Annotated in this window: 22 protein-coding genes and 1 tRNA gene; 12 read left to right on the top strand and 11 right to left on the bottom strand. The window is 49.0% G+C overall.

The genetic code is table 11. From position 1 onward, the window contains the following. Positions 1-131: 131 nt before the first annotated feature. The 4 genes from RRV97_RS01460 to RRV97_RS01445 all read right to left on the bottom strand — a co-directional run bounded on the left by RRV97_RS01460 (position 132) and on the right by RRV97_RS01445 (position 2,296). Positions 132-554: a YidB family protein gene (locus RRV97_RS01460; RefSeq protein ID WP_315611745.1), complete on the bottom strand. Its 423-nt coding sequence runs from the start codon at positions 552-554 to the stop codon at positions 132-134. A gap of 170 nt (positions 555-724) precedes the next feature. After that, positions 725-1,180 (bottom strand): Holliday junction resolvase RuvX, encoded by a 456-nt coding sequence (gene ruvX, locus RRV97_RS01455; RefSeq protein WP_049348326.1) that lies wholly within the window; start codon positions 1,178-1,180, stop codon positions 725-727. Beyond that, positions 1,173-1,721: a YqgE/AlgH family protein gene (locus RRV97_RS01450; RefSeq protein ID WP_036490388.1), complete on the bottom strand. Its 549-nt coding sequence runs from the start codon at positions 1,719-1,721 to the stop codon at positions 1,173-1,175. The genes ruvX and RRV97_RS01450 overlap by 8 nt, the downstream gene beginning before the upstream one ends. 29 nt (positions 1,722-1,750) lie before the next feature. Next, positions 1,751-2,296, bottom strand: a complete 546-nt coding sequence (locus RRV97_RS01445) for a CreA family protein (RefSeq protein ID WP_315611744.1) — start codon at positions 2,294-2,296, stop codon at positions 1,751-1,753. 173 nt (positions 2,297-2,469) lie between these two features. Here RRV97_RS01445 and RRV97_RS01440 point away from each other — a divergent pair, with 173 nt between their 5' ends. Further along, positions 2,470-4,389, top strand: coding sequence for a murein hydrolase activator EnvC family protein (locus RRV97_RS01440; RefSeq protein WP_315611743.1), 1,920 nt, complete (start codon positions 2,470-2,472; stop codon positions 4,387-4,389). A 214-nt stretch (positions 4,390-4,603) separates the two neighbouring features. Continuing rightward, the gene (locus RRV97_RS01435; RefSeq protein WP_315611742.1) at positions 4,604-6,076 is read left to right on the top strand and encodes a S41 family peptidase; all 1,473 of its coding nucleotides are present in this window, start codon (positions 4,604-4,606) and stop codon (positions 6,074-6,076) included. A gap of 69 nt (positions 6,077-6,145) precedes the next feature. On the opposite strand, the gene RRV97_RS01430 is transcribed toward RRV97_RS01435, so the two are convergent. From RRV97_RS01430 to RRV97_RS01415, 4 genes are read right to left on the bottom strand one after another with little or no spacing between them, the layout of a single operon-like run. Next, on the bottom strand, positions 6,146-8,032 hold the full coding sequence (locus RRV97_RS01430) for a Z1 domain-containing protein (protein ID WP_315611741.1): 1,887 nt from the start codon (positions 8,030-8,032) through the stop codon (positions 6,146-6,148). Continuing rightward, complete coding sequence (locus RRV97_RS01425; RefSeq protein WP_288971239.1) at positions 8,033-9,088, bottom strand: restriction endonuclease PLD domain-containing protein; 1,056 nt, start codon at positions 9,086-9,088, stop codon at positions 8,033-8,035. Then, positions 9,085-10,209 (bottom strand): DNA cytosine methyltransferase, encoded by a 1,125-nt coding sequence (locus tag RRV97_RS01420; RefSeq protein WP_315611740.1) that lies wholly within the window; start codon positions 10,207-10,209, stop codon positions 9,085-9,087. The genes RRV97_RS01425 and RRV97_RS01420 overlap by 4 nt, the downstream gene beginning before the upstream one ends. A gap of 48 nt (positions 10,210-10,257) precedes the next feature. Then, a complete protein-coding gene (locus RRV97_RS01415; protein WP_315611739.1) occupies positions 10,258-10,470 on the bottom strand; it encodes a hypothetical protein in 213 nt (70 codons plus the stop codon). Positions 10,471-10,549: 79 nt separating this feature from the next. Here RRV97_RS01415 and radA point away from each other — a divergent pair, with 79 nt between their 5' ends. Then, entirely contained in the window at positions 10,550-11,926 is a 1,377-nt protein-coding gene (radA, locus tag RRV97_RS01410; RefSeq protein ID WP_049322871.1) for a DNA repair protein RadA, read from the top strand. A 151-nt stretch (positions 11,927-12,077) separates the two neighbouring features. Continuing rightward, on the top strand, positions 12,078-12,884 hold the full coding sequence (locus tag RRV97_RS01405) for a DUF4198 domain-containing protein (protein WP_003685136.1): 807 nt from the start codon (positions 12,078-12,080) through the stop codon (positions 12,882-12,884). Positions 12,885-12,939: 55 nt separating this feature from the next. Here RRV97_RS01405 and RRV97_RS01400 read toward each other — a convergent pair whose 3' ends face one another. Further along, the gene (locus tag RRV97_RS01400; RefSeq protein ID WP_315611738.1) at positions 12,940-13,500 is read right to left on the bottom strand and encodes a pseudouridine synthase; all 561 of its coding nucleotides are present in this window, start codon (positions 13,498-13,500) and stop codon (positions 12,940-12,942) included. A gap of 80 nt (positions 13,501-13,580) precedes the next feature. After that, positions 13,581-13,673 (bottom strand) — tRNA-Ser (locus tag RRV97_RS01395). 200 nt (positions 13,674-13,873) lie between these two features. Between RRV97_RS01395 and RRV97_RS01390 the strand changes: the two genes are divergently transcribed. The 8 genes from RRV97_RS01390 to RRV97_RS01355 all read left to right on the top strand — a co-directional run bounded on the left by RRV97_RS01390 (position 13,874) and on the right by RRV97_RS01355 (position 23,709). Continuing rightward, the gene (locus tag RRV97_RS01390) at positions 13,874-14,386 is read left to right on the top strand and encodes a hypothetical protein (protein WP_223168965.1); all 513 of its coding nucleotides are present in this window, start codon (positions 13,874-13,876) and stop codon (positions 14,384-14,386) included. A 52-nt stretch (positions 14,387-14,438) separates the two neighbouring features. After that, complete coding sequence (locus tag RRV97_RS01385) at positions 14,439-15,056, top strand: 4'-phosphopantetheinyl transferase superfamily protein (protein ID WP_315611737.1); 618 nt, start codon at positions 14,439-14,441, stop codon at positions 15,054-15,056. A 93-nt stretch (positions 15,057-15,149) separates the two neighbouring features. Then, on the top strand, positions 15,150-17,468 hold the full coding sequence (locus RRV97_RS01380) for a hypothetical protein (protein WP_315611736.1): 2,319 nt from the start codon (positions 15,150-15,152) through the stop codon (positions 17,466-17,468). 133 nt (positions 17,469-17,601) lie between these two features. Then, the gene (locus RRV97_RS01375; RefSeq protein WP_049336453.1) at positions 17,602-18,840 is read left to right on the top strand and encodes an NAD(P)/FAD-dependent oxidoreductase; all 1,239 of its coding nucleotides are present in this window, start codon (positions 17,602-17,604) and stop codon (positions 18,838-18,840) included. Positions 18,841-18,937: 97 nt separating this feature from the next. After that, positions 18,938-19,456, top strand: coding sequence for a hypothetical protein (locus tag RRV97_RS01370; protein ID WP_315611735.1), 519 nt, complete (start codon positions 18,938-18,940; stop codon positions 19,454-19,456). 3 nt (positions 19,457-19,459) lie between these two features. Beyond that, positions 19,460-20,662, top strand: coding sequence for a beta-ketoacyl-ACP synthase (locus RRV97_RS01365; RefSeq protein ID WP_315611734.1), 1,203 nt, complete (start codon positions 19,460-19,462; stop codon positions 20,660-20,662). A gap of 172 nt (positions 20,663-20,834) precedes the next feature. After that, complete coding sequence (locus tag RRV97_RS01360) at positions 20,835-23,057, top strand: NADP-dependent isocitrate dehydrogenase (protein WP_315611733.1); 2,223 nt, start codon at positions 20,835-20,837, stop codon at positions 23,055-23,057. A 58-nt stretch (positions 23,058-23,115) separates the two neighbouring features. After that, positions 23,116-23,709, top strand: coding sequence for a LolA family protein (locus RRV97_RS01355; protein WP_049322862.1), 594 nt, complete (start codon positions 23,116-23,118; stop codon positions 23,707-23,709). Positions 23,710-23,764: 55 nt separating this feature from the next. Here RRV97_RS01355 and ylqF read toward each other — a convergent pair whose 3' ends face one another. Next, entirely contained in the window at positions 23,765-24,706 is a 942-nt protein-coding gene (gene ylqF / locus RRV97_RS01350) for a ribosome biogenesis GTPase YlqF (protein ID WP_315611732.1), read from the bottom strand. Positions 24,707-24,768 lie beyond the last annotated feature (62 nt).

Genomic DNA, 24,768 nt, shown 5'->3' with positions numbered 1-24,768 from the left:
AATAAAACGAAGTGGGCATGATAAGCCATTCGTTTTTGTTAGAAAAAGATTAATTGGTTATTTACCGTAAACCAAAAGTTATAAGGCCGTCCGAACGGATTCAGACGGCCTTATCATAAGGATTCAACTCATTATTTTATAAAGTTTTTCAGCAGCATAGAAGCGATGTCGTCCAAGCCGAAGCCATCCGCATCTTGAGCCGTGCCGTTAGGCGTCGCTTTATCAACCAAGTCTGGCAACACTTTTGCCAACAAATCGCCTGCTTGGCCGGCATCCATGCCGAATTTTTGCGCGATTTGGTTCACGGTATCGCTGCCCAAGGCATTTTGCAGGTCGCTGCCAGACACAGGCAGGTTGCTGGATTGGTTGGACACCCAGCTGCTCAGGGCATCGCCCAAACCGCCTTGTTGCAGTTGGTTGATCAGGTTGCCCACGCCGCCTTGTTGTTTAACCAAATCCATCGCCATATCGGTCAGAGAACCTTGTGCGCCGTTTTCGCTGTTGCCACCCAACATTTGGGTAGCCGCATTCAAAAGATTGTCCATGAGTGCCATGACTTTTTCCTTGTATGTGTTTATGTCTAAAAAAAGAAAGCGGAGTGTAGCAAAATTTATGCCGGAAAAAATCAGGCTTAACCAAACTAAACTTCTTTTATCCCAAAGCCGTAACAAAACCAAGGCCGTCTGAAATCCGGTTTCAGACGGCCTCTATAATGGACCATGTACTATTCTTCACGGCCATTGAAATACTCGGCCGCGCCGCCTTCAAAAAAGCCCTGCAAAATCGCCTGCGCCGCCACTTGATCAAGCACGGATTTTTGTTTTCGGCCAAATACTTGGGCTTCAGCAAGCAGGCTTTCCGCGTATAGGGAAGACATCCTTTCGTCCACCCAATAAACCGGCAAATTAAAACGTCCGTGCAAACGGCGGCCAAACTTGCGGCTCAAACGGGTCAGCTCATGCTCCGTACCATCAGTATGCGTCGGCAGGCCGACCACAAAATACTTGGGCTGCCATTCCTTGACCAGCTTGGCAATGGCCTCGAATTTTTCATCATTACTGTTGCCGGTTACCGTCGCCAGCGGATGGGTCATACCCAGCTCCGCCTCGCCCTGCGCCACGCCGATGCGCGCTTCGCCGAAATCAAAGGCCAAAACCGTGCCTTTTGGTGCTTCAGGCATGGCCGACTCCTGAAAACAAAGCGTTCGGATTGACGCCCAATTTTTCAAAAGCGGCGGCATAACGGAGTTCGTAAGGCACATCAAACAGAATATGCTCGTCCGCAGGGACGGTCAGCCAAACATTTTCTGCCAGCTCGCGCTCCAACTGCCCTTTGCCCCATTTTGAATAACCGATACTGATCAAAGCCTTATCCACCGCACCTTCTTTAGACAGGTTTTCAATCACATCACGCGAAGAAGTCAGCGCCACGTTATCGGTTACCACCATGCTGTTTTGCCAGCGGCCGATCGGCGTATGCACGACATAGCCGCGCTCAATCTGAACCGGCCCGCCCATCATCACGTTTTCATGTTGCAGGCGCAGCGGGATATTGCGGTCGGCGGCGGCAAAAATCATGTCCATGGTAATCGGCGAAGGCTTGTTGATGATGATGCCCAGCGCACCTTCTTCATCGTGTTCGCACACATAAATGACCGTATCCGTAAAAAACGGATCGTCCATATGAGGCATGGCAATCAGGAAATGGTTGGCTAAATTCATATTCTTCTTAATCTATTAAGCTGATTTTATTATTTTTGGCCGTCGGAAATCGGCGCGTCCACCACGCAGGCGCCGTAAACCGCGCCGCCTGCCGGTACCGGCGTATCGGTTTTCGCATGGGCAAAACACGATACCGCGCTCAAAGAGTTTTTCGGCGAACCTTGAACGATTTTATCGCTGTATACCAAATAAGCAAAAGACTTACGTTTCGGGTCATAGTAGCGGATAATCTGCTGGCTCTTAAATGCTATGCTGGCACTGCGTTTGAACACTTGTCGCGGTTTCAAAACTGCAGACTCGTTATAACGGATGACTTCCGCACTTTGCACGCAGGAAACCGATGCATCGCTGGCATCTTCTTCCAGATTGACTGTTTCTTTCAAACCGCCTTTTTTTGCGTACGAAATATAGCAGGCAACCCCCTGCACATCAGGATCATCAAAACCTTCCACTTCAATACGGTCGTTTTTACCCAACATATGAAACACCGTACTGGCACGTCCGATTTTATCGGTATCGTTACCGCAAGCCGCCAAAACCATGGCGCCCAACACTACTAATAAATATTTTTTCATAATATCCTGTCAATGCAGACTGTCAGTTTCCAGGCAGGCAGAATCATATCCGCCTACTCCATCATTACTATATAAGACCGTTCGTCCATATTGCAACCCAATATTATTTTCAGACGGCCTGACAGACAGTATAATCCGTCCTATTGTTCCTACTTTAATAGCAAGATCGAACCATGCGTTACAAACCCCTCATCCTCGCCCTGCTGCTCAGCTTCTCCCTGCCAACCTATGCTGCCAAAGACGCGCCGAAAGAAAAAGCGGCCGCCGTCAAAAAAGCTGAGCCCGTGAAAAAAGAGAAAGAAGCCGCTAAGGCAGATGTCAAAAAAGAAACTCTAAAAAAACAAGCCGTAAAAGAAAAAGAGGAAGACAAAAAAGCGGTTAAAGCCAAAGTCTCCAAAGAGAAAGAAACCGCCGACAAAAACGAACGCGCTTCAGCCAAAAACAAACCGGCTAAAGCCGCCGAAGCCACTGCCGACAATAAAAAGGCCAACCGCAAAGCCGAAGAGCCCAAAGAAACGGTAAAAGACAAAAAAGCCGCAGCCGCAAAACCCGGCAAAACCAAAGAACAAGACAAGAAACCTGTTGAAGATAAAAAAGACAGTAAAGCCAAAGAACCTGTAAAAAAAGCAGAACCTAAAGAAACCAAAACCAAAGAGCCTGCCAAAAAAGCGGCTGAGGATAAAAAAGAGCGTCAATCCAAAGAACCAGTAAAAAAAGCAGCCGAAGACAAAAAGGCCGATACCAAAGAAACCAAAGCTAAAGAGCCTGCAAAAAAAACTGTTGAAGACAAAAAAGACGCTAAAAAAGACACAAAAGCCAAAGAGCAAAACAAAAAAGACGAGCCTAAAGCTGAGCCTAAAGCCGTCTCTTCAGCCGACAACGATTTCAAAGCAGCCGTGACTGCCGCCGCCAACGATATTGAAACCAAGAAATCCCTTGCCAAACGCAACGAGGGTTTCATTATCCATGTCAATGCCACGCTCAAACAGCTGCAACAAACACGCAACAACCTCTCCGGCATCAACCGCAAACAACGCGACGCATGGGAAAAATTCCAAAAACTCAATGCCGATGCCAACCAGTTGAAAGCCGAAGTTTCCAACACGCGCGCCCAAATTTCGCGCTTTGTGTCCGGCAACTATAAAAACAGCCAGCCCAACGCGGTCGCCCTCTTCCTGAAAAACGCCGATGCCGGTCAAAAAACCCGCTTCCTGCGTTACACGCGTTATATCAACAACGCCAACGACCAAGTCATGAGAGACTTGGAAAAACAACAAAAAGAGCTGGCGGCGCAAGAGCAAAAAATCAACAATGAATTGGCTTACCTGAAAAAACTGCAAGCCAATATCCAAGCCTCGTTGCGTCAACAAGGCGTGACCAATACCGCCGAACAAGCCGAAAGCCGCCGTCAAAACGCGCAAATGGCCAAAGAAGCACAAAAGAAAATCAACCACAGAGAAAACGAGCAGCGCCTCAACAATCTCTTGAAAGATTTGGAAAAACGCAAAGCCGAGCAACGCAAAGCCGAAGCCGAAGCGCGTAAAAAAGCCGCCGAAGCGCGTTTGGCCGCCGCTGAAAAAGCACGCAAAGAGCAGGCTGCCGCCCAACAAAAAGCCGAAGCCGAACGCGCCGCCATGTCCACGCTGACTGACGAAGACATGAAACTGCAAGCCCCAAATACCCAAGGCTTGACCGTCAGCAACGCCAACAGCTTCAGCCGTATGCAAGGCCGTCTGAAAAAACCGGTTAACGGCACACTGGCAGGCCTGTTCGGTCAAGACCGCGGCGATGGTGAAGTTTGGAAAGGCGTGTTCTACAATACCGTTCCGGCTCCGGTCAGCAGCATTGCCTCAGGCACAGTTACTTTTGCCGGCGAGCTTGAAGGCTACGGCAAAGTAGTCGTCCTCGACCACGGCGACGGCTATGTCAGCATTTACTCTGGTTTGAGTGAAATCGACATCGCCCAAAACTACGCCGTCAATGCCGGCAGTAAAATCGGCACCAGCGGCACTTTGCCGTCGGGCGAAACCGGTCTTTACCTTGAAGTCCGCTACAACGGACAAGTCATGAATCCGCTTTCATGGATTAACTGATGTTTCAGACGGCCTGAGTGAATTTTCTCTCCAGGCCGTCTGAATTTTCATCATAAACTACAATAAAACACGATTTTCACGCCTGTTCAGCACATTAAACAACAAACTTTTACCTTAAACTTATTGTTCCGAGCGTTTAAATCACATAAAGTCAACGGGTTCAGAGAAAACAAAAACCACTTTGCTTACCGTACACAAAAAGAAAGTCAAACGAATGTCAACAAAATCCACTTTGAAAAAAGTTGCAATCTACACTCTCGGCGCATTTAGCGGCATCGCCCTCAGTCTGAGTGTACAAAGTTTTGCCGCCGAAAAAGACAAAAAAGACAACGAGGCCCTGCCCGTGCAGACCATCCGCACCATGGCAGAAGTGTACGGCCAAATCAAAGCCAATTATTACCAAGACAAACCCGATGCCGAGCTCTTTGAAGGCGCAATGAAAGGTATGGTGTCCGATCTCGATCCGCATTCCGAGTATATGGACAAAAAAGGCTATGCCGAAATGAAAGAATCCACCAGCGGCGAATTCGGCGGCCTGGGCATGGAAATCGGACAAGAAGACGGCTTCGTCAAAGTCGTTGCCCCGATTGAAGACACGCCGGCAGAACGCGCCGGCGTAAAAAGCGGCGACTTCATCGTCAAAATCGACAATACCTCTACGCGCGGCCTGACCGTCAGCGAAGCCGTCAAAAAAATGCGCGGCAAACCGGGTACCAAAATCACCCTGACCCTTTCACGCAAAAATGCCGACAAACCCATCGTCGTCAACCTGACCCGCGCCATCATCAAAGTCAAAAGCGTGCGCCATTACCTGCTTGAAAAAGACTACGGCTACATCCGCGTCTCCCAATTCCAAGAGCGCACCGTTGCCGCACTCAACGAAGCCGCACAAGCCCTTGTCAAAGAAAACAAAGGTCCGCTCAAAGGCATCATTCTCGACTTGCGCGACGACCCAGGCGGCCTGCTCAACGGCGCAGTCGGCGTATCCGCAGCCTTCCTGCAACCTGACGTAACCGTTGTCAGCACCAAAGGCCGCAACAAAAAAGAAGGCATGGTTCTCAAAGCAACAGCCGAAGACTACATCACCACCAGCGGCAAAGACCCGTTGGCCGGATTGCCTGCCGAGCTGAAAACCATTCCTATGACCGTCCTGATTAACGCAGGCTCTGCCTCCGCTTCCGAAATCGTTGCCGGCGCATTGCAAGACCACAAACGCGCCGTCGTCGTCGGCACACAAAGTTTCGGCAAAGGCTCAGTGCAAACCCTGATTCCGCTTTCCGGCGGCAGCGCAGTCAAATTGACCACCGCGCTGTACTACACGCCGAACGACCGCTCGATTCAAGCGCAAGGCATCGTCCCCGACGTTGAAGTCAAAGACAAAGACCGCGCCTTTGAAAGCCGCGAAGCCGATTTGGTCGGCCATATCGGTAATCCGCTGGGCGGCCAAGACGTCAACAGCAGCAACGAAACGCCTGTCAACGCCGAAACCAAAGCCGATAAAGACAAGTCTAAAAAAGACAAAGGCGAAGACATCTCCAGCCGCCGCATTCCCAATCCGGCCAAAGACGATCAGCTCCGTAAAGCCTTGGACTTAGTGAAAAATCCAACCGAATGGCAAAAATCTTTGGGCTTGGCAGCGAAAAAACCTGCACCGAAAAAAGATGCGGATAAAGACAGCAAAAAATAAACCTGTTATTTCTCAATAAAAAAGGTCGTCTGAAAACGATATGATTGTTTTCAGACGACCTTTTCTATGTTATTTCACTCCCCAATACACCAGTCCCTTATATGGCAACTTAATGTTAGGCAACCAAAAATCTTCTCCCTGCCAACCTTTGTCTTTATTTCCTACTACTTGATAAAGTGTAAGGAATAAATCATTGGGATATTTTTCTCCTAATTTACGGTCGTCTTCCGAAAGCATTGTGCCAGTTGCTCGAGAAAGTTTACGTCCTGTTTTGATCAAAACGTAAGTTTTAAAACTTGGACGTTGTGCCTTTAATGCTTCTACACCAGTAATAAATTTTTCCTTATTCCAGTCATCTGGGACATAATGACCCAATTTATCTAGAACCAAGAATAAATCTTCTATATCTATTTGATATAAATCAGATTGAACTTCATCTTTCAAAATAGAAGGCAAAATCTTGTTAATCTCCGACAAATTATCCTCGTTTGGGTGAAGTGGAAAATAATTCACACCACCCACAATTTGATTGATACTGTCGAATTTCAATACATTTTTTCGAGTTGGATTGATATTTTTCGGATAAATAACCTGAATATTGCCGTCTGAATTTTTTGCCTGCTCAATAATCAGATTATTTGCTTGATTGAGTTGTACAAAGAAGTAATAGACATCAAACGGAATATAAAGCCGTAATAATGATTTATCACGGTCATATCCAAAAATACGCGAATGTTGCCAGAAAGTATCTGCATTCGGTTTTTTAGCAGTGCGACTATAATAAACCGTTTGTAGTTTTGGAATAGTTAAGCCTCGTCCAATCACATTCCCACCAATAATAATGTTAAAGCCTCTTTCTAAATCAAAATCTGATTCTGTCTGCGAGTTAACGACGAGAGTATAAATTTGCTTACTTTCTAAAAGTTCTGTTAGTTTTTCATAAATTTCCTCAAAATGATGAATATCAGGCTTAGTCTTTTGTAAATCCAAATAGTCTTCTTTAAAGCTGTCTGCAAGATTCTCCCCGCTATTAATCGCTTGTACCAAATCATTCAAAAAGGCTTGGATTTTTTGAGAGAAGGCTTGATGGTCTTGGATTTTATAACTTGGATGTAAAGCAAAATTACAATTGGTTTTACCGCATAAAGCAAACTCTGCACAAGTAAGCAGAAAACTGTGCAATGCCTGTTTTACCCCTTCGGCAATTTCACCACTCGCATCTTTCATATCGTCCAATTCGCTGTCAATGAAGCGAACGATATAGCTTGGAGGATCAGAGAAGACAAAGTTGCCACCGATGTATTTTTCACCGGCTTCAAAGAAATGGATAAATTCGGGTTGCCAATCAGATTCTTCATGTTGCAATAAAAGCGATTGAGGCGTGGCGGTCAACTGAATAAATAGGCTTTGACAACAGGAATTCTTAATGTCATTTAGCAGTTTATTGATAGTACTGGCATCTTTATCCGGCTTATCAGCATTAGTATTTAGGCTGGCCGCATCGGCTTCATCGTCCACAATAACCAAAGGATAGCCTTTCAGGCTACTTTGACTGGCAAACAAATTACGCCAACGTTTCAATACACGGGCATTCTTTTTAATCACGACCAAGATGGGATTATTTGCCTTCATTACCTGCATAAAACTACTGTCATCGTTCTCAGATAATATAATAAATTTATCCAGTGATGTTTTTGCTCGTTTTAATGTTTGTTGCTGTAAATCTACGCTATCGGTTGTCAAATAAATAAACAGCTTAAAATCACAATCAGCCAAAGCACTCAATATACCCAATACTTGAGCGGTTTTACCACTTTGGACATTGCCTAACAGCAAAATGTTTTGGACGTTCCTCTGTTCAATTTGAGATAGTTTTTCCATAAAACCGTCAACAGTCTTTTTAACAGAGTTAGCCAATTCAGGCAGTGTTAATTGGTTCAGATAAGTTTGCAACATCTAGTTTTTCCCCTTAAATGAAAGCAACCAAACATCTGGATCGTCGGTTGAGCGGAATTCAACGTGATCATTGCCGTATTGATGCAAGGTTTCAGGTATAACAGGCTCACCTGATTTTAGACATCCTGAAATTTCCAAACGCCCTTTTATCCATTTACCCAATGTTTTTAGATCGTCTTCTGAACGTAAATTTTCCGTAGATAATCGACGACCCTTATTTTTTGACCTGGAATAGCAAGAAAAAGACCAACCGTCATCAGTAATAATCTTTACTGTTCTATTTGTAGGGTACCCCTCTTGACGGACGATTTGAATAGGGACAATTAATTCAACTTCATACCAAGAACGAAGTTGCCATGGTTTCTTAGGATTTTTTCCTTTGCCAAAAAAACAATTTAAATTACTTTTTGGCTCTGTCTTTACAGGGATTAAAAAATGATATCGCGCTGTTTGTCTAAAAAGTTCAGAAACTTTATTTGCATCAATTTTCTCTACTCCAATACAATTTTCCAAATAAACATTGTGCGGTACAAAAATAGTCGGTTCACTTGCCTGATTAATAGGTTTTCCTAAAAACTTGATAGTCTGTCGGATATTTGAATGTAAATCAGATGCCGTCTGAAAATCATCTAAATGCACCATAGTTTCGTAAGTGCGTTCGGTGTTATCCCAAAAGCAAGTAAGATTAGCAGAACCAATCAAGCCATTAATTTGTTCTTGATGCTTGAATGAGTACATTTTTCCGTGAAATTTAACAAATGGCGAAACGTATACTTGCCCCCGTTTCTCAGCTTGTAAAAAAGCATTCAATCTGCACAAACTACGGTATTGTGGTTGGGAAAATCCTTCCAAATAGTGCATTCCAACCAATAATTCTACTGTTCTGATACTCGTCTTTTGTTCCAAAATACGTTGTAATTCAATAACAGCATCATTGGATACATAGCCTGTTGCCATTAAAACTTCATCGGCATCCAAAAATAGATCCATCCAAACATCATTTAGCTTTTTCTGCGTTATTTGAGCAGGGTAGAAATTAGAAAAAACCGTATTCATCGTTTCCCTCCTCGAATTTTGCTTAGTCGGTCATGAAATAAAACATCCTTCTCTGCTTTCAATTTCTTATGTAAATCTACTTTTTTATAGTTGCCTGAAAAAATTGGTAAGATAGCCTTTGCTAGCTCAACTACACCTTGAGGAGGAACAGCATTACCAATCTGGCGACGTACTTCAGTTGTTGATCCGACAAACTCAAAATCATCAGGAAAACTTTGAAGCCTTGCTCGTTCTCTATTAGTAAAAGCACGCGGTTCAGGGAAGTGATAGCCCCAAGTACCACCACCACCTGCTGCAATAATTGTTTTTGATGGCTCGTTCCGATGCATACGACGATAAACGTGGCTAATCATACCTTTCACATATAAAGGATGATCTTTAGGAATATCAGTAAAATTTCCACCTTCAGGAATTAATTCCAACATACGGCGTGTTTTATCACTAATTTTCAGCAATTCATTATTACTAACATTTTGTGGAATATTAGATATTGCTTGACCAGCAGTTACATATGGTTTTAAGCCATTTTCGCCAGTTTCATTGTGTGTCGGTTCCGGATGGCGAAAATCAAATCCTGTATCCAAACGTACTCCGACAATCAGCACACGTTCACGAAATTGAGGTACGCCAAATTCAGCAAAGTTATACAGCTTCGCCTGAACGTAATAACCGCAATTTTCAAAGTCGGTAATAATTTGCTGGATGGCTTTTTTCTTGTTGGCAGTCAACAAACCTTTCACATTCTCAGCAACAAAAACTTTCGGTTTTTTTGCATTTACAAAACGTAAAAAGCTTTTATAAAGATTGCCACGCTCACCCTCTAAGCCCGGCTGTTTCCAAATCATGGAAAAATCTTGACAAGGGAACCCGCCTAAAATGATGTCGCAATCGGGAATAGTTGGATCATTCGGATCAATTTGTTCAATATCACCTTCTACGATGACATCACCGATATTTTTACGGAAACTTTCGCAAGCCCAATGGGAAAAATCGTTCGCCCAAACAGTTTCATAACCAGCTTGGTGAAAACCCAAATCTAAACCTCCACATCCTGAAAATAGAGATAGAATTCTGGGTTTATTGTTAGATGAATTAAAATTTGAGATTTTTTTAGATAACATAGGATTTCACTCCTATGCATAGATTTGATAAAAAACCTTGAAGGGATTTTAATAGAGAACTAGGCAAGGCAAGGCAAGGCAAGGCAAGGCAAGGCAAGGCAAGGCAAGGCAAGGCAAGGCAAGCTTACCATCACTTTTTTGAAATAAAATCATTTTTCTAAAACTTCCATGTAAATTTTTCCTATTATGCCGCAAAAAAACAGCAAATGCCGCTGCATTAAACAAGTGATGAATACTTGAAATTATAAATAAAGTATTCATAATCCCAAGGCCGTCTGAAAACCTTCCTCACTTTTCAAACGACCTTTTCACACATCAAAAATCCCATAGGGAAAACACCATGGCAAAAGCCCCCAAAACCATCTACCAATGTTCTGAATGTGGCGGTACTTCCCCGAAATGGCAGGGTAAATGCCCGCATTGCGGCGAGTGGAACACGCTTCAAGAAAGCCTGGCCGCGCCCGAACCGAAAAACGCCCGCTTCCAATCTTGGGCGGCGGACACATCGACCGTCCAATCCCTCTCCGCCGTTACCGCGACCGAAGTGCCGCGCAATCCGACCGGCATGGGTGAACTCGACCGCGTATTGGGCGGCGGCCTGGTTGATGGCGCGGTTATTCTGCTCGGCGGTGATCCTGGCATTGGTAAATCCACATTACTGTTGCAAACCATCGCCAAAATGGCGCAAAGCCGTAAAGTGCTGTACGTTTCCGGCGAAGAATCCGCCCAACAAGTTGCCCTGCGCGCGCAGCGTTTGGAACTGCCCACCGAAGGCGTGAACCTGCTTGCCGAAATCCGCATGGAAGCGATTCAGACGGCCTTAAAACAGCATCAGCCCGAAGTCGTCGTCATCGACTCCATCCAAACCATGTATTCCGACCAGATCACTTCCGCCCCCGGTTCCGTGTCGCAGGTGCGCGAATGTGCCGCCCAACTGACGCGTATGGCGAAACAGATGGGCATCGCCATGATACTGGTCGGACACGTTACCAAAGACGGCGCGATTGCCGGCCCGCGCGTGCTGGAACACATGGTCGATACCGTGCTGTATTTCGAGGGCGACCAACATTCCAACTACCGCATGATCCGCGCCATTAAAAACCGTTTCGGTGCGGCAAACGAATTGGGCGTATTCGCCATGACCGAAAACGGTTTGAAAGGCGTGTCCAACCCGTCCGCCATCTTCCTTGCCAGCTACCGCGACGACACCCCGGGTTCGTGCGTTTTGGTGACGCAGGAAGGCAGCCGCCCGCTTTTGGTCGAAATTCAGGCATTGGTCGATGATGCGCACGGATTCACCCCTAAACGCCTCACCGTCGGTCTCGAACAAAACCGCCTCGCCATGCTGCTCGCCGTCCTCAACCGTCACGGCGGCATTGCCTGCTTTGACCAAGACGTGTTCCTCAACGCCGTCGGCGGCGTCAAAATCGGCGAACCCGCTGCCGACCTCGCCGTCATCCTCGCTATGCTCTCCAGCTTCCGCAACCGCCCCATGCCCGAAAAAACCGTGGTTTTCGGCGAAATCGGCCTCAGCGGCGAAGTCCGCCCTGTCGCACGCGGACAAGAGCGGCTCAAAGAAGCAGAAAAACTCGGCTTCAAACGCGCCATCGTCCCCAAAGCCAATATGCCGCGCAATGCCAAAGAGTTTCCAAACCTGAAAATCTACGGCGTCAGCAGTTTGCAGGAAGCGATTGACGTCTGTCGTGACGGGGACTAAACCGTTTCGATAATCCGATTCAAAAAACAATCATCTACAAGGCCGTCTGAAAGTTTTCAGACGGCCTCTCTTTAAATTTAAATAATTTTGTTATATTATAACGAACTACTTTATTCTATCTTTTCTACACATCGAAAATCGGAGAGAAATCATGAAAAAAACCGCTTTGCTTATTGCATCCGCCTTCCTGTTCAGCACTGCCGCACACGCCCACCGCGTTTGGGTTGAAACCGCCCACACACATGGCGGCGAATACCTTGAAGCCGAATTGGGCTATGGCGAATTCCCGGAGCTTGAGCCCATCGCCAAAGACCGCCTGCACATTTTCAGCAAACCTATGCAACTGGTGACTGAAAAAGGCAAAGAAAACATGATTCAAAAAGGCACATACAATTACCAATACCGCAGCAAACTGCCGGTCAAAGACGGCAGCTACTTGGTAACCGCTGAATACCAACCGACTTTCTGGTCAAAAAACAGCGCAGGTTGGAAGCAGGCAAGCATCAAAGAAATGCCTGATGCCAGCTATTGCGAACAAACCCGTATGTTCGGTAAAAACATCGTCAATGTCGGCCACGAAAGCGCAGATACCGCTATCATCACCAAACAAGTCGGCCAACATTTGGAAATCGTACCTTTGGACAACCCTGCCAACGTCCACGTCGGTGAACGCTTCAAAGTCCGCGTCCTCTTCAATGGCGAGCCGCTGCCGAACGCCACCGTTACCGCCACATTTGACGGCTTCGACACCAGCGACCGCAGCAAAACCCATAAAACCGAAGCCCAAGCCTTCTCCGATACTACCGATGACAAAGGCGAAGTCAGCATCATTCCATTGCGCCAAGGTTTCTGGAAAGCCAGCGTAGAACACAAAGCCGATTTCCCTGATCAAAGCGTGTGCCAAAAACAGGCGAACTACACTACTTTGACTTTCCAAATCGGTCATTCACATCATTAATTTTTCGATAACAAAAGGCCGTCTGAATATTTCAGACGGCCTTTATTCATCCTATTTAAGGACGATGCGGCGCAAACTGCCATTGTCCCAATTCCAAATTCAAATCAAACAGATTCAGACGGCCTATTGCCACGCGGACCAAGCGTAAACACGGAAAGCCTGCTTTCGCCGTCATCCTTCGCACCTGACGGTTTTTCCCTTCCGAAATTTTAATTTCCACCCAAAAATCAGGTACGGACTTGCGCACACGAATCGGCGGCACGCGCGGCCATAAAACATCCGCTTCGCCCTCTTCCAATACCCTGACCTCGGCCGGACGGGTCACAAAATCGCCCAAATCTACGCCACGGCGCAACAAATCCAATTTGGCTTCATCAGGAGAACCCTCCACCTGCGCCCAATAAGTTTTGACCTGCTTAAATTTCGGGTCGGTAATCTGCGCCTGCAAACGGCCATTATTAGTCAGCAGCAGCAAACCCTCGCTGTCCGTATCCAAACGGCCGGCCGGATAAAATCCCGGTTTCTCGACAAAATCCTTAAGGCACTGATGTTTTTCATGTGCAGAAAACTGGCAAATCACGCCATAAGGCTTGTTTAGAATAATCAAATCGTTCATTTCACACTTTCAGACGGCCTGAGATTCCAAGCGATCCCGGATAATAAAAAAGACACCGTATAAACGGTGTCTTTCATATTTGGCGGAGTAAGAGGGATTCGAACCCTCGATGCAGGTTGACCCCACATGCTTCCTTAGCAGGGAAGTGCCTTCAGCCTCTCAGCCATTACTCCTAAGGAAGACCGCAATATACGCCCTCTGCCCTCCTTCGTCAAGCATTAGCGCCCCAAACTTTCTTAACACCATGAAATCATTTAAATAAAAATATAATATTTTTTGCATCATCCTATTTTTATACGGCTTTCATATATGTTAAAATGATTTTGTTTTCTGTAAACCTTTTTTTCACACCCCTTATTACAAAGGAGTTCGTATGTTACGTTTTTCTGCTTTGGTTGCCGTATCCGCCCTGATGCTTGCCGCCTGCTCTCAATCCGGCAATTCCCAACCATCTACCTCCTCCTCTCAAACTTCTACTCAAAAAACAACTGCCGCCGGTTCTGCCTGCCGCAGCATGGGTGAAGGACATAAAGTCAATGGCAAAGGTCAAAACGATATTTATATGTGTAAAGTCGATGTGGCTTTGAACTCTGCCGAAGCCAAATCCGCTTTGGATCCTAGTATCCGCGTTCACTACGGCAGCACATCCGGCGCAACTTTGACTTCCCGTCAAATCTCCAACTCAGTCGGCAAAACCCCTGATGAAACCTGCCAACGCGCATTCCTGAGCGCAGTTAAACGCTTCCAAAGCACTGCGCATCGCAAAAAAGCCAAATCCGTTCATCTGGTCAGCTACTTTGACAAAGTAACCAAAGGCGGTAACGAGTACGAATGCCACATCGCTACATTCAACAGCCGTGTGGTTTTGAAAGGCAGCTTCCACTAAGCAATGTCAAAAATGCCGGACTTCAAGATGAAGTTTGGCATTTTTCTATTTTATGGATACGACAACCCTTCAATGCCTGCTGGCCGATCCGTCTTTTGCCGCCTGCTACGACCATGCCTCTCTAAACGCAGCCGATTCACAACGTTTGGCTGCCACGCCGCAACTGGCGCAGCGTCAGGACTGGCAAGTCAGCCGAGCATTAAAACAGCAAACCGATTTACCGACTGTATCGCTGAGCCACAGCCAAGGCTTTGCCGCTTTATTGTGTGCGTCTCATCCCTTAACAGCCGGTGTCGATATCGAATTTATCCGCCCGCGTGATTTCAAAGCGCTGTCGGCTTTGGTCTGCACGCAGGAAGAACAAGACTTTTTGGAAACGGCAAACTGGCCGTCTGAAACGTTTTACCGATTGTGGTGTTTCAAGGAAGCCTTGATTAAAGCGGCGAATTTGGATTTTCCGTCGGATATGAAATCGGTCGGCTATGTTTTCGATTCAGGACAACCCGTCGGTTTACGCGCTGGAAAACAAACCGATTGGCGCGGCACAAGCGCGACTTTGGCGGATACGATGGCACTTGCCTGCGTTTGGCAGGGAAAAGCCGTCGCTCTGCAATGGCAGTTTTTCGGTTCGCTCCAACCCAATGATTTAACAGACCGGCAAACCATCTAATAACTGACAAAATAATAATAATCTGATTTAATTTACTGTACTTTTACTGATTCCACACACCAACAGCAGCATTTGCAAAAGGCCGTCTGAACGATGAATCTTCGCCTCCTAAACCGCCTCTATACTGCCCTTATCCTGTTTCTTACCCTGTTTTTGGTTTATGCCTTTGCTTCACAAGCGCGTATCCAAACCGATTTGACCGCGTTGTTGCCGAGCGAGCAGCAACCCGATGCCTTACTGATGGCTGCGGATAAAGCCGCAGAAGCGCAGCTCAATTCGCAAGTCATCCTGCTTGCCGGCAGCACCGATGCCGAAACCGCTTTTCAGACGGCCTCACAAATTGCCGACGCATGGCGCAAGAGCGGCGTATTTGAACAAGTCGACAGCAGCATGACGCCGAATTTGGACAAGGTGCGGGCGGATATGCAGAAACTGGGCTTGGCAGTTTTGCCGCAAGACGAAATCCGCCTGCTGTTTGAGCAGCCGCAAGCCTATTTTCAAGCGCGCGCAGAAGCCGCGGCCAATCCGTTTGCCGCCCCCTCCCCTTTGTCTTTAGAACAAGACTGGCTGGGCTTCGGACGCTTTGTTGCCGACAAAGCCAATCCGCAAAGCCGTTTGCAGTGGGACATGGACAACGGCATGCTGTTTGCCGAAGACCAAGGCAAAACTTGGGTATTTTTACGCGGACGGCTCGCCGGCGGCAATCAATTTTCCGGCAACGATGCCCTCTTACCGCTGATGGCGCAAAGTCGTCAAATCGCTTCGGAAAACGGCGCAGAAACCTTAAGCGCAGGCGGTGCATTGTTCGCCGCCGTATCCAAAGCAGCCGCAGAAAAAGAAAGCCGGATAATGAGCATGGTCGGGCTTGGGCTGACTTTTGCGCTGCTGTTGTGGGTCTTCCGCAGCGGCCGCGTATTTTTACTGTCCTTGCCGCTGGCAGCCGGTATGTTGACCGGATTGGCAGTCGCATTATTAACCTTCGGCGAAGTGCATATCCTGACCATCGTCATCGGCACCAGCCTGGTGGGTATGTTGGTGGATTTCCCGTTGCACTGGCTTGCGCCGTCGGTATTCGGGCCGTCTGAAAAGACCGTTTGGCAGGCCGAATCGGCAATAAAACATGTCTTGCCAAGCTTTGCCGTCAGCCTGACGATTACCGTCTTGGGCTACGCGCTGCTGTGGTTCACCCCTTTGCCTGTACTGCGCCAAACCGCCGTATTTTCAGGCTTTGCCTTATTTGGCGCGTTTGGTGCCACCGTTTTATGGCTGCCGCCGCTGTTTCGCCGCTATCGTGCCAAAACCGTGCCTTTTGCCGCATTAACCGAAAAGCTCTATTCCTTGTCAGGCCGTCTGAAAAACCGCCTGCACAAACGCGGCTGGTTAATCGTAGGCGGAATTTTGCTGGCAGTCGGACTGTGGCGCAGCGACTGGCGTGACGACATCCGTCAATGGGTCAATATGCCGACCGCGATGTTGGCCGAAGTACAACAAATCGGCCGGTTGAGCGGCACAGATTTTGGCGGCAAATATTTGGTGGCCGAAGCACAAAGCGAAGATGCCTTGTTGAAGAAAACTGCCGAACTCGGCCACGCCCTGCAGCCCTTAATCGCGCAAGGCAAACTTTCCGGCATCCAATCGCCCGACCAATTCATCCTGCCGACAACGGAGCAGCAAAAACTGCAAAACCGCCTGCGCGAATTGACCAAGTTGCCTGATAGCTGGAAACCGCTCACAGAAATCGGTATTCCGCGTAAAACCGTGCGCGATGCCCTGCTGCAAGCCGCCGATACGCAACCATTGTCGCTTTCAGACGGCCTGAATACCGATTTGGCAGAAGCTTGGCGTTCCTTGTATTTGGGCGAAGTGGAAGCAGGCCGTTTTGCTGCCGTCGTGCGTTTGAACGGCATGACCGATGAAGCCGCCGTACGCGCCGCAGTGCAACACGTCTCCGGCATACATTGGGCAGACAAACGCGCCCACTTAAACGAGCTTTTCCACCACACGCGCAATCAGGCCGCATGGTTGAAACTGGCTTCCTATGCCTTGGCATGGTTGCTCTTGTGGAAAATGTTCGGTTTCAAACGCGGCAGCAAAATCCTTGCCGTGCCGCTGGCCGCCGCCATCTGCACCGTTGCCGTACTCGGTTTGGCCGGTATTCCCGTCAGCCTGTTTGCCATGTTCGGCCTGCTTTTAGTATCCGCCATCGGCGTGGACTATGCCGTCTATGCCGCCACCGCACACCACAGCGCGCCGGCAAAATTAGGCGGTATGCTGCTTGCCGCCGCGACAACAGCCATTTCCTTTGCCCTGCTCGCCATCAGCAGCACGCCCGCCGTTGCCGCGTTCGGCATGACGGTTACCATCGGCGTGGCATTCAATATTTGGCTGGCAGGCACATTGTTGAAAAATTAGACAAAAAATAAAGACGATTAAATTAAGGCGATATTTTGTTTCAACTTCTATCGTCACGTTGTAAGAGGCCGTCTGAAAAACTTCAGATGCTGGTTTAAACATTATTTATCATTAAAATCAAAGGTATTTTAAAATGTCCGTAGAATTTGACGTTGCCGTTATCGGCGCAGGCCCTTCAGGTTCGGTTGCCTCCGCTTTGCTGAACAAACAAGGCTTTAAAGTTTGCGTATTGGAAAAACAACATTTCCCGCGCTTTGTCATCGGCGAAAGCCTGCTGCCGCATTGCATGGAAATGTTGGAAGAAGCCGGTTTTGCCGACGCCGTGCATGCTGAGCCCAGCTTTCAATTTAAAGACGGTGCTGCGTTTTCATGGGGCAGCCGTTACACAGATTTCAACTTTACTGAAAAATTTTCAGACGGCCCCGGTACCATTTATCAAGTGCGCCGCGGCATATTCGACAAAATCCTGATTGATGAAGCAGCAAAACAAGGCGTCGATGTCCGCTTCGGACACGGCGTAACCGCGTTTGACAACAACGGCGATGTGGCACGTTTGAGCGTTGCGACCGATACAGGCGAAAACTATGAACTGACCGCCAAATTCGTTTTGGATGCCAGCGGTTACGGCCGCGTCCTGCCCCGCCTTTTGGACTTGGAAAGCCCGTCCGAGCTGCCTCCTCGCCAAGCCCACTTCACGCATATCGACGACAACATCACCAGCCCGAAATTCGACCGCAACAAAATCCTGATCAACACGCATCCGGAACATCGCGATGTCTGGATTTGGCTGATTCCTTTCGGCGACAACCGCTGCTCCATCGGCGTTGTCGGTACGCCCGACAAGCTGGCCGGCGAATCAGAAGCCGTGTTGAAAAAATTTGTGTACGAATGCCCGATGCTGGCAGAAATTTTAGATAAAGCCGTTTGGGAAAACGACTTCCCGTTCCGCTCTATCCAAGGCTACTCCGCCAACGTGAAAACCTTGTACGGCAAACATTTCGCCCTTTTGGGCAACGCCGCCGAATTCCTCGACCCGGTCTTCTCCTCCGGCGTAACCATTGCCCTGCACTCCGCCAAACTGGCTGCCGACTTGTTGGCCAAACAACTCAAAGGCGAAGCCGTCGATTGGCAAACCGAATTTGCCGACCAACTGATGATCGGCGTGAACGCGTTCCGCACTTATGTAAACGGTTGGTACGATTTCCGCTTCCAAAATGCCATCTATGCGCCCAACCGCAGTCCTGAAATCAGCCGCATGATTTCGTCTATTTTGGCAGGCTACGCTTGGGATACGAACAATCCATTCGTGGAAAAATCCGAGCAACGCTTGTCCACGCTTGCCGCATTGGTGGGTGATTTGAAGGTAGAATAAGGACGAATGCCTTTCAGACGGCCGCGTCTAAAAACAGAACAGGCCGTCTGAAAATCTACCCTCATCATTAAATATTTTGACCGTTAGATAAAACCTTATGCGATTTATCCCTTTGCTTGCCGCACTGCTGCTTTCCGCATGCGCAACCTCGCTCCCTCATCCGCAAACGCTGCCGCCGCTTTCCAAAGAAGGCCAATGGTTCAAACTCGAGCAGACCAATGCGGCGGGGCAAACCGTTCAAACCAATCTCTTGGCAGTCGAACCTCATTCAGACGGCATCCGCTTTGTCCAAACCGATGCACTGGGTGCGCCGGTATCGCGTCAATCGGTCAGCACCAAAGGCTGGAAAAATGACGGCTTTGTGATGCCCAATGCCACTTCGCGCCGACTGTTTGCCGCCCTGTTGCCGCTTTTGGCTGCTGAACACGCCGCCACGCTTTATCCTGAAGCCTGCCAACAAAATGCTACCCATCAAGGCTTCTGCCCTGACGGCAAAGGCGCGGTGTTCAGCTACCGCGAGCGTGATTTGTGGTGTGTCGCCCACCATTCCGAACAATTCCTCATCGGCTTCCCCGACCAAACTTTCTGGACGGTCAGCCCGATTGCAGAAGACTAATTCATGAATACTCCTGTTTATCTCAGCCGTCCGGCACTGATCAGCGCATTGGGCAGCGGCTTGCAAGTTCATGCCGATGCCTTACTCACGCCGTCTGAAAACACGCCCCTGACTTTTTCAGACCAATGGGTAAAAGGCAAAACGCATGCTTTCGGTGCAGTCAAAGAAACCCTGATGCCTCTGCCCGACAGCATTCCCGAAGCGCATCGCAGCCGCAACAACCAGCTTATCCTGCACGCGCTTTCGCAAATAGACGGACTGATTCAGACGGCCATTGCCCGTTACGGCAAAGAAAGGGTCGCTGTCGTTACCGGTACGTCCACCAGTGGCGCAGACGAAAATATCCCTTTGTTCCAACACGTTGTCCAAGGTGGTGAATGGACGGATGTTCCGTTCAAACAGCTGCAACACACCATGGCTTCGCCCTCCGAATTTATCGCCCAAGTTTACGGTTTGGACGGCTTGCGCTATACCGTTTCCACCGCCTGCACTTCCGGCGCACGCGCCCTCATCAGCGCAGCCCGGCTGCTTCGTGCCGGATTGTGTGATGCTGTGATTTGCGGCGGCGCAGATACGCTTTCTCCGCTGACGATCAATGGTTTTGCCTCTTTGGAAGTGCTTTCAGACGGCATTGCCAAGCCTTTTTCCGCCAACCGCAACGGCATCAACATCGGCGAAGCGGCCGCATTTTTCGTAATGACGCGCGATGCCGATTTTGACGGCGAAATGCGGTTGCTCGGCTACGGCGCAAGCAGCGATGCCTACCATATGTCTTCGCCCCGCCCCGACGGTTTGGGTGCAGCCCAATCCTTTCAGGCTGCTTTGGATAAAGCCGGTTTGAAAGCAAAAGACATCGGCTGGATCAATCTGCACGGCACTGGCACGCAGCACAACGACAGCATGGAAAGCCGAGCCGTTGCCGAAGTATTTGGCAGCCACACCCTTTGCACCTCAACCAAGCCGTCCACCGGCCATACTTTGGGCGCAGCCGGTGCGATCGAAGCCGCGTTTGCCTGGTTGATGGTCAACCGCCAATACAATCCGGAAGGCAAACTGCCACCCCAACAATGGGACAACGTACCCGATTCCGAGCTGCCCAACATCGCTTTGACCGACGGCAACAGCCGCTGGCCGTCTGAAAAACGCATTGCCGCCAGCTCGTCTTTTGCCTTCGGCGGCAGCAATGCCGTTTTGATTATCGGATAAGTCCTTATATTTAGGCCGTCTTTTCAGACGGCCTTTTTCTTTTCCGCAACTTAAAAAACAATAACATCAAAACAACAACCAAATCCGCCGAAATATGCCATAATAGGCTTAGCACATTTCATCTCGCGATGTGCCCGAAAAGAAAAACTTAACCTACATAGAGAATGAACCCATGACTAAATCCACCATTATCTATACCTACACCGACGAAGCTCCTGCATTGGCCACCCAATCCCTGCTGCCGATTGTGCAGGCGTTTACCCGCCACGCCGATATTGATGTCAAAACCAGCGACATTTCTCTCTCCGGCCGTATTTTGGCGGCGTTCCCCGAATACCTGACTGAAGCGCAGCGCGTACCCGATGCGCTTGCCGAGTTGGGCGAACTGGTGAAACAGCCCGATGCAAACGTGATCAAACTGCCGAACATCAGCGCATCCGTACCGCAACTGACTGCCGCGATTAAAGAATTGCAGTCTAAAGGCTTTGCCGTTCCCGACTATCCCGCCGACCCGCAAACCGATGAAGAAAAAGCCGTACGCGAACGTTACGACCGCATCAAAGGCAGCGCGGTAAACCCTGTCCTGCGCGAGGGCAACTCCGACCGCCGCGCCCCGAAAGCAGTGAAAAACTTTGCGAAAAAACATCCGCACAGCATGGGCGCATGGACGAAAGACTCCAAAACCCACGTTGCCACCATGCAAAGCGGCGACTTTTTCCATAACGAACAATCCGTTACCGTACCCGATGCGACTTCCGTATCCATCGTGTTCACCGACAAACAAGGCAACAAAAAAGAGCTGCGCGAGCCTGTTGCCCTGAAAGCCGGCGAAATCATCGACGCGACCGTGATGAGCAAAAAAGCCCTGCTCGCCTTCCTTGCCGAACAAGTGAAAGACGCGAAAGCAAAAGGTGTATTGTTCTCGCTGCACATGAAAGCCACAATGATGAAAGTGTCCGACCCGATTATCTTCGGACACGCCGTCAAAGTATTCTTCGCGCCCGTCTTTGAAAAATTCGGTGACAAACTGGCTGCCGCAGGCGTCAACGTCAACAACGGCTTCGGAAACCTGCTTGCCAATTTGGACAAACTGGATGCGGACACCCGCGCTGCCGTCGAAGCCGAAATCGCTGCCGTTTACGCCGCCAACCCTGATTTGGCCATGGTTGATTCCGACAAAGGCATCACTAACCTGCACGTTCCTAGCGATGTCATCGTCGATGCTTCCATGCCCGCGATGATCCGCAACTCCGGCCGTATGTGGGATAAAGACGGCAAAGCGCAAGATACCAAAGCCGTCATTCCCGACAGCAGCTATGCTGGTGTTTACCAAGCGACCATCGACTTCTGCCGCGAACACGGTGCGTTTGATCCGACAACCATGGGTACCGTTCCTAACGTCGGTCTGATGGCGCAAGCAGCCGAAGAATACGGTTCACACAACAAAACCTTCGAAATCGAAGCCGACGGCCAAGTTCAAGTCATTGATGCAGCAGGTAATGTCCTGATGCAACACAATGTTGAAGCCGGCGACATCTGGCGTATGTGCCAAACCAAAGACGCGCCCGTCAAAGACTGGGTACAACTCGCCGTCAACCGCGCCCGCCTGAGCAACACGCCTGCCGTGTTCTGGCTCGATGAAAACCGTCCGCACGATAAAAGCCTGCTTGCCAAAGTCAAAGCCTACCTTGCCGAACTGGATACCGACGGCCTCGACATCCGCGTCCTCGCGCCTGAAGAAGCCGCTAAATTCAGCTTGGGCCGTCTGAAAAACGGCGAAGACACCATCTCCGTAACCGGCAACGTCCTGCGTGACTACCTGACCGACTTGTTCCCGATTTTGGAACTGGGTACCAGCGCGAAAATGCTGTCTATCGTTCCCCTCATGAACGGCGGCGGTATGTTTGAAACCGGCGCGGGCGGCTCCGCACCGAAACACGTCCAACAGTTCCTCGAAGAAAACCACCTGCGCTGGGACTCTTTGGGCGAATTCCTCGCACTCGCCGTATCGTTTGAACATCTGGCGCAAAAAACTGGCAACACCAAAGCCCAAGTCCTCGCCGACACTTTGGATGCCGCCACCGAAAAACTGCTGTTGAACGACAAATCGCCTAAACGCAAAGCAGGCGAACTCGACAACCGCGGCAGCCATTTCTACCTCACCCTCTACTGGGCGCAAGAATTGGCGGCGCAAGACAAAGATGCCGAACTGAAAGCCGCATTTGCTCCATTGGCAGCCGCTTTGACTGCCAACGAAGCCAAAATCGTTGAAGAACTCTCTGCCGTACAAGGCAAAGCGGTCGACATCGGCGGCTACTACGCAGCCAATCCTGAAAAAGCCGCGCAAGCGATGCGTCCGAGCGCAACCTTTAATCAGGCATTGTCAGCCTTATAATTAAAGCAATAAAAGGCCGTCTGAACTTTCAGACGGCCTCAGACCTTATGGAAACACAATGAAAAAAACCTTTCTTTCTCTTACTCTCCTCATCAGCGCTCCGGCTTTGTGGGCATTTTCCCCTGCCGAATTGGCACAAACCCTGCAAAAACCGCAAAACGTGCAAGGCAATTTTGTCCAACAACGCCAGCTCAAATCCCTCAGCAAACCCATGACCACCAGCGGCAGCTTTATCCTTGTCCCACAAAAAGGCCTGCTCTGGAAAATGCAAAAACCATTTGAAACTACCCTGCGCGTGCGTTCAGACGGCATCATGCAATGGAACGGCAGCCAATGGGTCAACCCAAACGCCAGCAAGCTCAACGGCCAAAGCCGCCAAATCAAACTCTTCCTCGACCTTTTGGGCGGCAATACCCAAGGTTTGGAAAAACAATTTGATTTGAAATTAAACGGCAACGAGAAAAAATGGACGTTGACCCTGACTCCGAAAACCGCCATTACCCGCCAAATCTTCAACCGTATCGAAATCAACGGCGATACGCTGGTACGTAAAATCGAATTGGACGAAAAGCAAGGCGACAAAACCACCATGCAGTTCAACCAAATCCAAACCGATAAAGCTCTGGACAGCTTCAGCCGTACCGCCCTCTAAATTGTCTATCCCAACAAAAGGCCGTCTGAAAATAGATTTCAGACGGCCTTTTGTATTAATCGGCTGAAGACTGCTGCCCTTTTCGTTCCGCCTTTCTGGCTTCGCGAATGGCTTTGAGTTCGGCCTCTTTCTGTCTGGCTTTTTTCAGCCAAGCCTCCCATTGGTTTGGCGTTTCCAGCGTGATTCTGCCGATTTTGCCTTCTCGGAAATCGGTCAGGATATTTTCAGCGGCCTTTTGATAGTTGACCCGTCCGCCGCTCAAAACCGCTCCGCGCTTCTTGGCAATCCACTCCAGCCAAGAAGTATCGTCCCAATGGCTGCTTGGATCTTTGTCGGCTTGATAGCGCTCTTGCAACAGGGCCAGATAATGGCGGCGAAGGTAATCCAAAAGCTCAAGCGCCACTTCTTCTTCGTCCAGCGCGTTGCGTCCGACTGCACCGCCGGCCGCAAGGTTATAGCCGCCTTCTTCAACGATAATTTTTGGCCACAACATACCGGGGGTATCGTAAAGCCAAAAATCGTCGGCAAGGAAAAGGCGCTGTTCGGCTTTGGTAATACCAGGTTCGTTACCGGTTTTGGCAGATTTTTTGCCGATCATGCCGTTAATCAAGGTGGATTTGCCGACGTTGGGAATACCGCAAATCAGGACACGCAACGGCTTCTCGATACCTTGGCGATGCGGAATCATCGCGCGGCAGGCTTGGGTAATTTTGCCATGCGCGCCGGTTTCGGAAGAATCCAGCGCAATGGCGCGGGTATCTTGGCGGCTGTTGTAGTGTTCGAGCCAAACTTTGGTGCGCTCGGGATCGGCAAGGTCTTGCTTGTTTAAGATTTTGAGTTTGGGCTTGCCTTTGGACAACTGGGCAAGCAAGGGGTTTTCGCTGGAAGCAGGCATACGCGCGTCCAACATCTCAATCACCATATCAACGCTTTTAATGCGTTCGGCAATGGCTTTTTTTGCCTTGTTCATGTGGCCGGGAAACCATTGGATAGCCATGTCTTTTTGTTCTTTCTATTCGTATCTGAGGCCGTCTGAACAATCATTGTTTTTCAGACGGC

This window comes from Neisseria sp. DTU_2021_1001991_1_SI_NGA_ILE_055, assembly GCF_032342915.1.
Lineage (GTDB): Bacteria > Pseudomonadota > Gammaproteobacteria > Burkholderiales > Neisseriaceae > Neisseria.
Note: the sequence above shows the minus strand (reverse complement) of the source record. Positions and strands in the feature narration are given on the sequence as shown.

What these genes read in the sequence shown, in the direction of transcription:
- RRV97_RS01420 (WP_315611740.1), bottom strand. Translation starts at nt 10,209, where the DNA reads ATGTTATCTAAAAAAATCTCAAATTTTAATTCATCTAACAATAAACCC.
- ruvX (WP_049348326.1), bottom strand. Translation starts at nt 1,180, where the DNA reads ATGCCTGAAGCACCAAAAGGCACGGTTTTGGCCTTTGATTTCGGCGAA.
- RRV97_RS01400 (WP_315611738.1), bottom strand. Translation starts at nt 13,500, where the DNA reads ATGAACGATTTGATTATTCTAAACAAGCCTTATGGCGTGATTTGCCAG.
- RRV97_RS01440 (WP_315611743.1), top strand. Translation starts at nt 2,470, where the DNA reads ATGCGTTACAAACCCCTCATCCTCGCCCTGCTGCTCAGCTTCTCCCTG.
- RRV97_RS01430 (WP_315611741.1), bottom strand. Translation starts at nt 8,032, where the DNA reads ATGTTGCAAACTTATCTGAACCAATTAACACTGCCTGAATTGGCTAAC.
- RRV97_RS01435 (WP_315611742.1), top strand. Translation starts at nt 4,604, where the DNA reads ATGTCAACAAAATCCACTTTGAAAAAAGTTGCAATCTACACTCTCGGC.
- radA (WP_049322871.1), top strand. Translation starts at nt 10,550, where the DNA reads ATGGCAAAAGCCCCCAAAACCATCTACCAATGTTCTGAATGTGGCGGT.
- RRV97_RS01405 (WP_003685136.1), top strand. Translation starts at nt 12,078, where the DNA reads ATGAAAAAAACCGCTTTGCTTATTGCATCCGCCTTCCTGTTCAGCACT.
- RRV97_RS01415 (WP_315611739.1), bottom strand. Translation starts at nt 10,470, where the DNA reads ATGAATACTTTATTTATAATTTCAAGTATTCATCACTTGTTTAATGCA.
- RRV97_RS01380 (WP_315611736.1), top strand. Translation starts at nt 15,150, where the DNA reads ATGAATCTTCGCCTCCTAAACCGCCTCTATACTGCCCTTATCCTGTTT.
- RRV97_RS01385 (WP_315611737.1), top strand. Translation starts at nt 14,439, where the DNA reads ATGGATACGACAACCCTTCAATGCCTGCTGGCCGATCCGTCTTTTGCC.
- RRV97_RS01450 (WP_036490388.1), bottom strand. Translation starts at nt 1,721, where the DNA reads ATGAATTTAGCCAACCATTTCCTGATTGCCATGCCTCATATGGACGAT.
- RRV97_RS01390 (WP_223168965.1), top strand. Translation starts at nt 13,874, where the DNA reads ATGTTACGTTTTTCTGCTTTGGTTGCCGTATCCGCCCTGATGCTTGCC.
- ylqF (WP_315611732.1), bottom strand. Translation starts at nt 24,706, where the DNA reads ATGGCTATCCAATGGTTTCCCGGCCACATGAACAAGGCAAAAAAAGCC.
- RRV97_RS01425 (WP_288971239.1), bottom strand. Translation starts at nt 9,088, where the DNA reads ATGAATACGGTTTTTTCTAATTTCTACCCTGCTCAAATAACGCAGAAA.
- RRV97_RS01460 (WP_315611745.1), bottom strand. Translation starts at nt 554, where the DNA reads ATGGCACTCATGGACAATCTTTTGAATGCGGCTACCCAAATGTTGGGT.
- RRV97_RS01375 (WP_049336453.1), top strand. Translation starts at nt 17,602, where the DNA reads ATGTCCGTAGAATTTGACGTTGCCGTTATCGGCGCAGGCCCTTCAGGT.
- RRV97_RS01360 (WP_315611733.1), top strand. Translation starts at nt 20,835, where the DNA reads ATGACTAAATCCACCATTATCTATACCTACACCGACGAAGCTCCTGCA.
- RRV97_RS01370 (WP_315611735.1), top strand. Translation starts at nt 18,938, where the DNA reads ATGCGATTTATCCCTTTGCTTGCCGCACTGCTGCTTTCCGCATGCGCA.
- RRV97_RS01365 (WP_315611734.1), top strand. Translation starts at nt 19,460, where the DNA reads ATGAATACTCCTGTTTATCTCAGCCGTCCGGCACTGATCAGCGCATTG.
- RRV97_RS01445 (WP_315611744.1), bottom strand. Translation starts at nt 2,296, where the DNA reads ATGAAAAAATATTTATTAGTAGTGTTGGGCGCCATGGTTTTGGCGGCT.
- RRV97_RS01355 (WP_049322862.1), top strand. Translation starts at nt 23,116, where the DNA reads ATGAAAAAAACCTTTCTTTCTCTTACTCTCCTCATCAGCGCTCCGGCT.